The following is a 12,725-nucleotide window of genomic DNA, read 5'->3' as shown; positions in this document are numbered from 1 at the left end:
CCCCTCCTGAAAATCTACTAATCAAGTATCATGATTGCTGAGCATTTTTGTTGGTTATTGATGCCTATATTATATCAAAATTATTCACAGAATACATCGGCTCAGGAACCAAACATCGTAAGCAGCACACGTTCCATATCCTGCTGCCAGTATTTCCATGTGTGGTCACCTTCAAGCTCATGGAAAATATACGTGGAAGGCTGTCTGTTTAAATAATCCCTTAACTCGCGATTGGGTTTAAGGAAGTCTTTGACATCCCCGTTCGTCGTTTCGACCTCTGTTTCCTGATCGCCGATCGTGTGATAGATGGCAAGGGAAGCTAAGTCTTTACTTCCTTTTACTGCATTCATCACGGCATCATTGACAAAAGGGGACTGCATGACGACATTCCCGAATATATTTGGATATTTGATCGCCGTCATCAGCGACACTGTACCCCCAAGGGAGTCTCCCATCAGCGTCCGACCGCTGCCCATATGGTATCCAGGGAACTCATCATCAAGAAACGGAGCCACCTCATTGACGAGGAATTTGATATACGCTGCCTGCTTTTCCCCGTTCGGATGATACTTATCCTGACGGTCGTAGCGGTCTTTGTAATGAATTCCGACAAAAATCGTACTCTCGATTTGTTTCTGTTCATGTAATTTATCACTGAGCGTTGCAACACGCCCCATCTGATAATAATCGTTACCATCCTGCATGATGCAGATATGATATTTATATAGAGGAGAAAAATTTTCCGGCAGATAAACCTTCAGTTTCATCTCCTCATTTAAGTAAGAACTCTGAATCGCATGATCCTGCATTGTTCCAGCTCTTCCCATTGTTTGCCCTCCTAAGCTGCACGGAAGTTACCGTTATGTAAACAGTTACGTGATCCGATAAACATAACATACCCATTTTATCATAAAGTTGTCAAAAAAGTAGAACAGCTGAGGTATTCTGACATAGATTAAGAAAAAAAGAAGGAAGAAAATCAATCTCAAAAAAGTTGTCGAATAGTTATTGACAACAGTTCCTAAACATATTATATTAATACTTGTCCGATAAAAACTTAATAAAAACTTAACAATACGATTCCGTAGCTCAGCTGGGAGAGCGCCACCTTGACAGGGTGGAGGTCGTTGGTTCGAGCCCAATCGGAATCACTTAAGTGCCAAAAGTCTCTAAACGTTGCTAACAACGGTTAGGGGCTTTTTTTTGCTTAAATAGAGTATCTATATTCCCTGCAGCTTCAAGGACATGTCCATAAGTGTCCATAGTAATTCGTATGTCTGCATGCCCTAAACGCTGAGAAATAATTTTAGCATGCACACCCTGATTAATTAAGAAGGTGGCTGATGTATGGCGAAGGTGTCATGAAGTCGTATATAACGGATACCTTTACGTTCCGTGAACCTCCGCCCCCAGATTGTTGGTGAGGTAGGGTAAAAATGTGTGCCATCCTCTTTACAGAATAACCATTCGTGGACGTGTTCCTTCCAAAGGTCTCCTACCTTCAGACTGTTATAATGACTGCCTATTTTTGTGTTAGTTTAATAGTGCAAAGAAAGGGGAGGATTTATGAAAAACAGAAAGAATCAATATATACAAGCACTTGTAGCACTCATTCTTCTTGTACTAGCTGTATTTATATTCGACCTACCTAAAACTAGCAGTTTCATTATTATAGGAGTAATACTTCTCATTAATGTACTAGTTTTTGAACTTTTTTATTTTGGAAACAAAAATAAGAAGTAAATAAAGTAAGTGACCAATATCCATATTAATAAGGCTGTCTATTTAATATAGACAGCCTTATTAATATGGATATTTTATTTCTTTCAATAAAGGGGATAAATAGTCATATCTTCTAGCGTATACCAATGATACCAACTACCGCGATGTTCATAATCATACTCTGCATAGACGTAGAAGTTGTTGGTTGTATATGAAAATAAGGCATCTTCTACCTCATTTGAACCAAAGTCATTACTAATAATCATGGCTGAAATGAGCCCGCTAGCTCCCCCAGCTACCTATAACGGAGTGTGAGAGGATGACGATTGAAGGTAAAGATAAGAAATGGCCATTGACTTGGAGAGGTCCTTATTAATTAAAAAAAGCAAAAGAATTAGGGATAACATGGTCATAGCTTAGAAGGTTCCTTCAAGGAAATAAGACGATAAACTGTTCAAACGTTAGTTACAAAGAGGCCATTTTTTAAAAAAACTGTCTCTAAGTAACGACTGAACATTGCTTTAGCTTAATTGCTGAAAATCACCTAAGTTTTTAGAAAAACTCTCCAACATTAGCCATCCTTTTTATAAATTAAATTTGCTGTTGACAATTTAACTACTTAGGTAGTAATGTATAGATTAAATAAAATATACTACGAAGGTAGTAACATAATGAGGGGTTAAAGTGGGAGATATTATAACAGCGTTAAAGGAATTTGGAATGACTGAGTATGAGGCTAAGATTTATGTATCCCTTTTAAGCAATCAACCAGCTAATGGGAATAATATTTCAAAATTTTCAGGTGTACCTGCTCCAAAGGTTTATGGAGCACTGCAAAAAATGAAGGAACAGGGTTTAGTTTTTACCGTATCTGGAGGCAATAACGGAAAACAAGTTCGTTATAGTCCTCTGCCATATAAAGAACTTTTAAAAACTAAGAAAAATACTTTTATGGATCAGCTGCAGTTTCTTGACCATTCGCTGGAAGAGGTTTCATCAAACAGTGATGTGAATTGGTCGGAATTGTTTCTAATTGAGGGATATTCATCGTCAATGGAAGTCGTTAAAACTGCCATTGACGAGTGTGAATCAGAAATAACATTAAGCTGCTGGAAAAGAGAGTTTGATGAACTGTATGAGCTCCTATTAAAGGCACAGGAACGAGGAGTCAAAAACGTGACCTTAATCTTTGATGAGGATCAGATAGAGGTTCCATGGGATAATTTCACTCATTATAAAGAAGAGTTAGCTCTTGGCAGACATAGCGGCGAATTATCTATAGTTATTGACGACAAAAAAGCAATATTACTTCAGTCTTTAGAGGATTCGCCTCATTCCGTTGTCTCGAATCATCCTGTCATGGTATCTACTACCAGAAATTATATTAGACATGATATTTATGTAAATAGGATTATCAACGACTTTAAGAAACCAATTACAAACTATTATGGCAATAATCTAGAAGGTCTGATTAATGATTTTTAATTAATAAAGGGTTACTAAGAATACCTGCATAGAAAAGATTCTGTTAATTAATTCTATGAGGTTTTCCCTTCCCTTAATTGAAAGCGCTTTAAATCTATTAATAGAAAAAATAATTTATGGAGGAGATTAATATGGAAAAATTAATTATTACAGTGGCTCCCACAGGGGCACAAACAACCCGTGACCATACCCCCTATATTCCATTAACCCCAGAAGAAATTGCTGACTCCATATATGAATCTTGGAAAGCTGGAGCTGCTATTGGACATGTACATGTAAGGGATGTTATGGGAGAAAACACCATGGATCTGAGTATTTACCAGGAAGTTATTGACCGTGTTAAAGAAAAATGCGATATCATTTTAAATTTAACCACAGCCGGAGGATTAGAGACAACGGAAGAGGAAAGGCTTCGTGTTTGTGAATTGAATCCAGAGATGGCCACATTTGATGCAGGTACCATGAATTTTGGGTCAGGGGTATTCTATAATTCTCCTAGTTTTTTAGAAAAACTTGCAACCGAAACCCAAAAACGCAAAATAAAACCTGAAATTGAAGCATTTGATGTCGGGATGATCCACAATGCGTTGAGAATTGCTAAGAAAGGATTGATGAATGAGCCATTCCATTTTCAGTTTGTGCTTGGAGTCGCAGGTGGTATGCCGGCTACACCTAAGAACTTGATGCATATGGTTGATAGCATCCCGGCAAATTCTACTTGGTCAGCGATTGGTGCCAGCAAACATCAGTTAACCATTAATACAATGAGTATATTATTAGGAGGACATGTGCGTGTAGGGATGGAGGACAGCGTATATTTTCGTAAAGGTGAATTAGCAAAAACAAACGCACAGTTTGTAACTCGTATAGTTAATTTAGCAGAAACACTTGGGAGAGAAGTGGCTACTCCTGATGAGGCTAGAGAGATTTTACACTTGCAAAACAAAAACAAGAATAAGGTAGGGGGGAAAATATGAAGATTGCCGTCCTAGGTGCGGGTGCTTTAGGGACCATTATTGGCTCTTTAATAAAACAAGGCGGTTACAATGTTGATTTAATAGATGTAGATCATAAAAATATAGATGCATTAAACCAGAACGGGGCAACACTTACAGGGATTTTAGATAGAACTATCCCCGTAACAGCTAAACATCCTAATGATCTAAATGATGAGTACGATGTCGTCTTTCTGCTTACAAAGCAGGTGTACACTCAAAATGCATTAAACTCCCTCTTACCATTCATTCACGAAGACAGCATAATATGTACGCTTCAAAACGGCGTTCCGGAAGAAAGAGTAGCTTCTATTGTAGGTAGGAAGAAAACCGTTGGTGGGGTTGTCGGTTTTGGAGCTACTTGGTTAGGTCCGGGGAATTCTGAGTTAACAACCGAACTCAATACTATGAAAAACTATGCATTCGATGTTGGAGAATTAAATGGGGAAGTAACAAATCGTATTAATCAGGTCAAAACACTCTTAGATACAGTTGGGAGATGTGAAATAACTACAAATATACAAGGTGTGAAATGGTCAAAACTACTCATGAATGCCACATTTAGTGGTATGTCAGCTGCGCTCGGATGTACGTTTGGAGATATATTAAACAATCCCTATGCTATGAAAAGTTTAGCCAACATTGCTAATGAAACAATAAAAGTCGCTCATTCACATAATCTAAAATTGGCAAAAATGCAAGGGAAAGATTTTGAAATTTTGGAATTAACGGAACAATCCGATATTAAGGAAAAAATGGGGTTTTATCATGAAGTGTGGGGTCCGCACGCGAAGCTAAAAGCGAGTATGTTACAGGACTTAGAAAAGGGAAGAGCGACTGAAATTAACTTTATAAATGGACATGTTGTTGAAATGGGAAAACAGACTAAAGTACAAACTCCTTTTAATGAGTTAGTCTGTAAACTTGTTCAAGAAGCAGAGCAAAAAAGCAGGATACCAGAATTCAAAGAAAATATCGTTAATTTCAAGTCACTTTTAGATAGTTATGTAAGCGCATTCAATTGATGAGGAATTGTTTAGCTTTTTATATGACTTAAAAGGGTGGTGCAAACATTGTTCCTTGCATTATTGATATGGATTCTAATTATATTATTCGCATTGGTATTTGGAACCTATTTGTGTTTCAAGGTTGAACAACATGGAGTTAAACGTTGGGGGGCTACAGGAAGCTTATTTAAGTATCGACAAAAAGGGGAGGAGTAAGGGGAATGCTATATTTAATAGTTCTTGGTTTTTATGTTGCCTTTATCATATGGACATCATTAAGGAGTCTAAGACAAGCAGAAACTATGTCCGATTTTACTACTGGTGGTCATCGCATGGGTTTATTGCTAGGAATTGGAACAACCACAGCCACATGGGTCAGTGTTGCTTCCGTTATGGGAGTGCCTGGTTATTTATATAGTAATGGTGTTTCCGCAATTATCGGATGGGTAGCAGGGTGGTTTCTGGCAACTTCACTGATTCCATTGGTAGCTTATAAAATTAGAAGACCTGTAACTCCAGCCCATACCTTTCCGGAGTATATTCACCTTAGATTTGAGCCATTTCGAAAAGTGAGTCATTTAAGAACCATTGTAGGAGCTATAATGTTTATTGGGTATTTTTTATTTGTGCATTTACAGGTGGTCGGGTTTGGAATAGTATTCTCCACGATAACAGATATAGATTACAAATATGCTATTTTCGCATTTTTAATTTTCCTCCTTTTTACAAGCATCGGAGGGTTTTGGTCCGTGGCAGCAACAGATGCATTAAATACTACCCTGATCGTTATTGGTGTTATTTTAGGTGGAGGCGCAGTTTTAGCCGCGACTGGGGGATGGGGAAATATAGTAGATACTATTTCCGTCACAACCAATCCAACAAATATAGGAGGAGAGGAAATACCTGCAGGGTCAATGATTTCCCCCGTCGGTACTTTTGGTTTAGGAGCTTTATTTGCGATATTTATGTCGAATGCAATAGGTTCTATCGTTTCTCCCCATTGGGTAACTAGAATGTTAGCCCCAAAGAATATTAAAGTTGCTATTCTGCAAATCATGGGATCCATTATTGTTTTGACAGTTATCTTTGTACCATTAATTATTATGGGATTAGGTGCGAAGACATTGATTCCAAGCCTGCCTGCAGACCAGACCACAGATTATATCATTCCAGTAATTATACAGGAATATACTCCTCCTCTAGTAGGTGCTTTGACATTAGTAGCATTATGCGCAGCTGCTGTCTCTTCGGCTAATTCCATGCTTCTACATTGCGCTACATCCGTATATTACGATGTTTATTTGAACATATTTCCCAATAAGAAAATAAGTGAAAAGAAATTTAATAGAAATCTTAGAATAGGAATGTTTACAATTGCTGTAATTGCTGTCATTAGCGCAATTACACCTCCTTGGTTCCTGGCCATGGGATTCACTTATGTTTATGGAGGATTTGGGGCAGTGTTTTTTGCTGTAGTCATCTTAGGGCTGTACTGGAAACGTATGAATCGAGCAGGAGCTTACGTTTCCATGCTGGTTGGGCTTTTTACGTATATTATTGCACAATTATTCCATGCGACCAATCCCTTCTTAATCGCCCTGATAGCTTCATTAGCAGGAGTGTTGCTTGTTGTATTTTTCACAAAAAGAGCTCCGATTGAAGCTTATGAACCCTATTTTAAAGCAGATATAAGTCCTTCAACTAAACAAACAATAATGAATGTACTAAAGAGTGAAAAAAATGAGAGTGACTTTAGTGAGGGAGCAGAAATAAAAAAGGACGCATAAAAAGGGAAAGTAGTTTTAGGAGAGGTGGAGCAGATGAAGTTATTAAATAAAACTGCCATTATTACTGGGGGCTGTAAAGGCATAGGTTACGCTACTGCGCAAAAATTTTTAAAAGAAGGCGCTAATGTTGTAGTCGTTGATTTAGATCAAAATGATATTGAACATGCAGTCACTACGCTTAAAGAATACAGTCAAAGGATAGAAGGATTTGCAGCAGATGTCAGTAATAAGAGCAAAGTGCAGGCAGTTATTCAATATACCATAGAGCAATTTGGTTCTCTAGATATATTAATAAATAACGCAGGTATCGTACAGGATGCTCAATTATTAAAAATGAAAGAAGATCAATGGGACAGGGTAATAGATGTTAACCTAAAAGGGGTATTCCTAATGACTCAAGCAGCTGGTTTACAGATGAAGGAGCAAAACAGAGGTGTGATTCTAAATGCATCTTCTGTAGTGGGGATTCACGGAAATTTTGGACAGACAAATTACGTTGCTTCTAAATCTGGAGTTAATGGAATGACAAAAACGTGGGCTAAAGAGCTTGGCTGCTATAATATTCGCGTCAATTCCATCGCTCCAGGATTTATATTAACAGATATTGTTAAAAATATGCCAGAAAAGATTCTAAATATGATGAAAGAAAAATCTTTGTTAAATGATATAGGTACACCTGAAGACATAGCCAATGCCTATGCATTCTTAGCATCAGATGAAGCTCAATTCGTAACAGGTACTATATTTAGTGTAGATGGAGGTTTAACACCTTAAGAAACGTATCCAGAACAAGAGCACATGGAAATAGGAAGATATAATAAAAAGACGTCATAGTCGCGCTAGGCTATGGCTTCTTGCTGTGTTTACCTGGTTATGAGCATAAATTTAGTGGTCAAATTCTTAACGGTTAAGATCATTGTAGCAGTTAGCAAAAGGCACGGGTCCAGGGTATAAATATTGGCATACTTTTTGACATACTAATAATCATAAGCATTTATTTCTCATGCTCGTGCAAGTGGCCTTGAACTTGATGAGAATGGTGACCTTATAAATTAGATACTATTTGTTCCTATTAAACCCGGTGAATTCATAATACGCATACCGCCCACACTTTTATGACTGGATTTTGACTGGATATTATTCATGAACATAGATATCTTATTTTGCCTCAAGATCAAATGCCGATTGTAAAGGCGTTTTGAACTCTTATTTTTAAGTATTTATTCTACTCAGGGAATGGGCGGCATGATGTAATAGCGCCTAAAACCCTTTTAACATAGGGTTTAAAAGCAATTTTACTGGATTTTGACTGGTATTTAAAATTATTTACTAAATCTAAAAAGCTTCTCAAGAGTTTATAAACTTTTGAGAGGCTTTTCTTTTATTATTAAATATGAGCCGGGGGAACAATTGTTTAAACTAGGATTAATATTGGAGATGTTTACAGAAGAAGAAAGAGAAGTCTACTTTAGTATGCGTTGTTCATTTTGGTTAAAAAAATATTTAGAGGAGTGCACGTATATTTATTTATTACTTAACATCAAATAAACCCATATCGGTTATTTTTGATCAGGAATGACCGGTAATGCCAAGAAAGGGTTAGAAAAGGATTGAATTTCTTCGAAGCCTCTATGTAATCAAGACCTTTCTATAATTTTATTAATTTACTGTATACCTTTTCTGCTGGTCCATCAGATAGTAAACCTGCAATAGGTAAGGCTAAGGAAGCTATTACTTTTTTATTTTCGACAATTACTAAACCTCCACCCATCTCTTTTATCGTATCTATTGCAAATAACATATCCTTCTCATTCGTACCACAATAACATTATTATGCTAATCATGAGCGCCTGATCTTCGCGAGCTTTTAGCTGACTTGTCTCTTCTGCTTTCAACCAGTTATAGTATCCAGCCCGACTGACGCCTGGAACTTCACGGAAATGTTCAAAATTTTAGTGATATGCGCTTAAATGTTCATAATAAAAGGGATGTTCTTTTTATGTTAGCTAAAATGTTGAAAATTATAGGAATTTTATAAACAGGAGGTAAATATTTTGGGTACTATTAGTATGGAATTACTGACAATGAAAGTCATAATTGGTTTTTTTACACTCTTTTTCATTGTCATCTTAACAGGAAAAACAGCCATATATCAGCTAACACCATTTCACTTAGTTTTTGTGCTATTGCTAGGAGGGTTTTTAGAAAATACTATTTATGAAGATGATATCGGAATTTTGTCTTTTTTATATGCTGTTGGTTTGTGGACATTGCTGATGTTGGGTGTAGAATTTCTTACTATGAAAATAAAATCGACACGCTCTATATTGGTAGGGAAACCTGCAATAATCATTCGAAATGGTATCATTGACCGAAATATAGCGAAAAAAAACAAATTAGATATGAATCAAATATTAAGCTTACTTCGACAAAATAATGTTTTTTCCGTACGTGAAGTCAAATACGGCACACTCGAACCTAATGGTCAAATCAGCACCCTGCTAAAATCTAAATATCAACAACCAGACAAGCAAGATCTCAACCTGCCAGAAAGCTTTGTAGATCTACCGATCAGCTTAATTATTGACGGTGAAGTTTTATGGGACAATTTAAGTGAGTGCGGATTTGATGAAGAGTGGCTAAATAATGAACTAACAGCTAATGGGTATAATGATAAAACCAAGGTTTTCTATGCAGATTGGAGAAAAAGTGAGGGTATTCATATAAGTCCTAAATAACAACTCTTCCTGCTTATTTTAAATCATTAAGATCAGCATTTAACTAAATCAACGACAATTTATCAGTCCTTCCATGTATAAAACAGTAAAGGCTCGCAAATGGTATAAAAAAAAGGGAGGGGTCCAATTGCAGTGGATTCTTTGGTTATACCTTATAAATACAATAGTTATGTTAATTATAGCAGTCCGCGAAGTCCGCAGACCAGCTAAGGCTTTAAACTGGCTGGCGATTTGTCTTGCTTTACCAATTATTGGTTTTGTATTCTATATTAGTACAGTGGATCCCAAACGTGTTCATAAAGAAAGGCTCTCCTTTTCAAGTGATAACTTCTGTGAGCTGCATTCCTTTAGTCCATCAGCTTCACGCATTGCTTATGCATTACAGAAATTAAGTGTAAGTGGGCTGCATAGTGCTAAAATCCAAGTACTTATAAACGGGATTGAAACTTACAAACAGATTTTCGAGTCTCTAAAAAATGCCCAAAAAACGATCGATCTTGAATATTATATTTACCGTGATGATCAAATTGGTAAGAGGATTACGGAATTATTAATCGAACGAGCAGAAGCTGGAGTGCAAGTTCGTTTTATAAGAGATGGCTGGGGAAGCAGGAAGTTTCCCCGCAGCGAAATCAAGCGTATGATGAACGTTGGAATTGAATGCCGAACAATTTTTCCATTGCGCTTCCCTTGGATAACGTCAAACTGGAATTATAGAGATCACTGCAAGATAATTACGATAGACAAAAAGGAAGCATTTACTGGTGGAATCAACATTGGATATGAGTATACGGGATTGAAGCCTGACGTAGGATTTTGGCGTGACACGCATGTGCAAATTTCAGGAGAAGCCTCAGCAGATTTACAGAGGATTTTTGATGTCCATTGGAACATCGCTGAAGTGGAAAAGAGCAAAATGAGGGATACACAAACAGGAGGTACAAAGAACAAAATTTCCTCCGGCAAATCATTAGAGTGGACAACAGAAATGAGCACAGAATTTCACATCAAGGAGAATGATACCGAATCGCCTGCAAAAACCCAACAAGAAGTTTATGTGCATACCTTAGAAGGAAATCCAGGTATTCCAACTCCCGTTATCCGAGAAGCTTATTTCATTTGTATAACCCAAGCAGTCAAAACTATTGACATCACTACTCCTTATTTTATACCTGATGAGGATATTATTATGGCGATAAAAACGGCGGCGTTACGAGGTGTGCGTGTTAGGTTAATAGTTCCACACCGTGTGGACCAAATAGTAGTAGGAACTGCAAGCCGTACCTACTATGGAGAACTATTAGAAGCAGGCGTAAATATTTTCTTATATGAAAAAGGAATGCTGCATGCGAAGCAAATGGTCATTGACGGAGAGATAGTTGAAATAGGGGCTGCCAACTATGATATGAGAAGTTTCCGTTTAAATTACGAGACATGTCAATTTTATTATAGTAAAGACGTGGCAAAGAAACTCACAGTGCAATTCGAACGTGATCTATCAGAGTCTAAAAAGTTAACTATAGAAGATGTGAAGCAACGTTCGTTTTCCATGCGCTTAGTGGAACAAAGCGCTCGCCTTATGTCTCCGTTGTTATAGGATATAAATAAATGGAGTTGAACTATTTATATGCTTTTTTAATAAAACTACTTTCTTCTTTAGAGACGGTATAAAAGTTAGCATAAGAACTCGGCGATCTTAAAATTCCATTCCCCGTGAGCAAAATGTGGGGGAGAAGCTTTCCAGATGCTACTACTCATAGCGGGTTATCTTAACTGAGTTTCTTTATTTAACCACTGTGGTATTAGTGGGGCAACAAAAACAATCTTCCTCAATTTTGAAGAGTAATGAAGGAAAGAGGTCGCTCTTGGCCGGACTGACAGCAAAAGTGGATGGTAAAGGGTTGCTTGAAGCAACAGGTAATCCAATTGAGCTGGTATTAATTTCTTTAGATGTAATATAAAGGAGAAAGAATAGAAGTGGTAGTTAAAGGGTATGTCCAGTATGCCCTAAGATCTAAACATCATTAATGCACATTTGAAGTTAAACAAGATCCATATGATTTCGAGCCGACTGTAAAAGCATACTTCGCACCGGATGAAGAGGTTACTCGCGGCGATTTCTCGGTTGTGATGACTCGTTATTATAATGCCTATCATCAATAACAGCGAGAGTTAAATAAGTCCGACCGAATGTCTAAGTGTAGAAGCGGATTATACAGGATTTAACGCTGCATTCTTTAACACTGTAGACCTTAGCGAAATAATTAGGTTAAATGAGGGCGACACAGTAGAAATTTTTGCAGTGAGTTCCACTCCAGGTACAGACACTGCCGCATCACGTACTAGTTTTGCAGGAGCTCGACTTACTTAGGAAAACGCAAGGAATAAGAAAGAAATGTTGTTACGAAAGCTTTACCGCTAACCCTATATTGTATTAACGGAATTATGATAATTAAGTTTACATCAAATACATTTAGTGCATCTTTTATGATAAATGAAGTTATTCAATAAAGAAAAGGGCAGGGAAAATTTAGCGGAAAAATGTTTAATGCTATCCAAATTTAGTAAAACAGCCAGAGATTTATTGTTGGAATTTATGGAGATACACGTCCATAAATTTGACAATCCAACAGCTTTATATATATTTGAATTATTTATTACGTAAGTTACCTCGTAGCAGTAAAGTTAAAGATGTGTATATGGCTGATCAAATTTGTTAGGTTAATTGTTGCCGAGTTGTTGCCCAAATTGGTTAAAAAACCTACAAATCCATCCTATTTAAACCTAATTCAATAGGAAAAAGAACTGATAAGATAGGTGTTTATCAAAGTTCATCATAACCATTCTTATTCAGTTGTCCACTTTGACAGGGTGGAGGTCGTTTGTTCGAGCCCAATCGGAATCACTTAAGTGCCAAAAGTCTCTAAACGTTGCCAACAACGGTTAGGGGCTTTTTTTGCTTAAATAGAGTTTCTATATTCCCTGCAGCTT

General features: G+C 37.1%; 10 protein-coding genes and 1 tRNA gene. 8 read left to right on the top strand and 3 right to left on the bottom strand.

Features of this window, described 5'->3' with window-relative positions; all coding sequences use genetic code 11:
- Positions 1-101 precede the first annotated feature (101 nt).
- The gene (locus tag JOC33_RS14245) at positions 102-827 is read right to left on the bottom strand and encodes an alpha/beta hydrolase (RefSeq protein ID WP_205093219.1); all 726 of its coding nucleotides are present in this window, start codon (positions 825-827) and stop codon (positions 102-104) included.
- A gap of 251 nt (positions 828-1,078) precedes the next feature.
- Here JOC33_RS14245 and JOC33_RS14240 point away from each other — a divergent pair.
- Positions 1,079-1,151 (top strand) — tRNA-Val (locus tag JOC33_RS14240).
- 28 nt (positions 1,152-1,179) lie between these two features.
- Here JOC33_RS14240 and JOC33_RS20670 read toward each other — a convergent pair.
- Positions 1,180-1,317, bottom strand: coding sequence for a hypothetical protein (locus tag JOC33_RS20670; RefSeq protein ID WP_338054529.1), 138 nt, complete (start codon positions 1,315-1,317; stop codon positions 1,180-1,182).
- A gap of 1,089 nt (positions 1,318-2,406) precedes the next feature.
- On the opposite strand from JOC33_RS20670, the gene JOC33_RS14230 reads away from it, so the two are divergent.
- The 5 genes from JOC33_RS14230 to JOC33_RS14210 all read left to right on the top strand — a co-directional run bounded on the left by JOC33_RS14230 (position 2,407) and on the right by JOC33_RS14210 (position 7,770).
- Positions 2,407-3,207 carry a helix-turn-helix domain-containing protein gene (locus JOC33_RS14230; RefSeq protein WP_205093218.1) on the top strand — a complete coding sequence of 267 codons (801 nt, stop codon included), beginning with the start codon at positions 2,407-2,409 and terminating at the stop codon, positions 3,205-3,207.
- A gap of 131 nt (positions 3,208-3,338) precedes the next feature.
- The gene (locus JOC33_RS14225) at positions 3,339-4,184 is read left to right on the top strand and encodes a beta-keto acid cleavage family enzyme (RefSeq protein WP_205093217.1); all 846 of its coding nucleotides are present in this window, start codon (positions 3,339-3,341) and stop codon (positions 4,182-4,184) included.
- Positions 4,181-5,227, top strand: coding sequence for a ketopantoate reductase family protein (locus JOC33_RS14220; RefSeq protein ID WP_205093216.1), 1,047 nt, complete (start codon positions 4,181-4,183; stop codon positions 5,225-5,227). Before JOC33_RS14225 ends, JOC33_RS14220 begins: the two co-directional genes overlap by 4 nt.
- A 203-nt stretch (positions 5,228-5,430) precedes the next feature.
- Entirely contained in the window at positions 5,431-6,996 is a 1,566-nt protein-coding gene (locus JOC33_RS14215; protein ID WP_205093215.1) for a sodium:solute symporter family protein, read from the top strand.
- A 33-nt stretch (positions 6,997-7,029) separates the two neighbouring features.
- Complete coding sequence (locus JOC33_RS14210; RefSeq protein WP_205093214.1) at positions 7,030-7,770, top strand: SDR family NAD(P)-dependent oxidoreductase; 741 nt, start codon at positions 7,030-7,032, stop codon at positions 7,768-7,770.
- An 874-nt stretch (positions 7,771-8,644) separates the two neighbouring features.
- On the opposite strand, the gene JOC33_RS14205 is transcribed toward JOC33_RS14210, so the two are convergent.
- Positions 8,645-8,797 carry an adenine deaminase C-terminal domain-containing protein gene (locus JOC33_RS14205; protein WP_205093213.1) on the bottom strand — a complete coding sequence of 51 codons (153 nt, stop codon included), beginning with the start codon at positions 8,795-8,797 and terminating at the stop codon, positions 8,645-8,647.
- A gap of 253 nt (positions 8,798-9,050) precedes the next feature.
- On the opposite strand from JOC33_RS14205, the gene JOC33_RS14200 reads away from it, so the two are divergent.
- Complete coding sequence (locus JOC33_RS14200; protein ID WP_239534220.1) at positions 9,051-9,734, top strand: DUF421 domain-containing protein; 684 nt, start codon at positions 9,051-9,053, stop codon at positions 9,732-9,734.
- 127 nt (positions 9,735-9,861) lie between these two features.
- The gene (gene cls / locus JOC33_RS14195; RefSeq protein ID WP_205093212.1) at positions 9,862-11,331 is read left to right on the top strand and encodes a cardiolipin synthase; all 1,470 of its coding nucleotides are present in this window, start codon (positions 9,862-9,864) and stop codon (positions 11,329-11,331) included.
- The last annotated feature ends 1,394 nt before the right edge of the window (positions 11,332-12,725 follow it).

It is taken from the genome of Thalassobacillus pellis (genome assembly GCF_016908295.1).
Classification (GTDB): domain Bacteria; phylum Bacillota; class Bacilli; order Bacillales; family Halobacillaceae; genus Thalassobacillus; species Thalassobacillus pellis.
The sequence above is the reverse complement of the archived record's forward strand: the minus strand, read 5'-3'. Positions and strand labels throughout refer to the sequence as shown.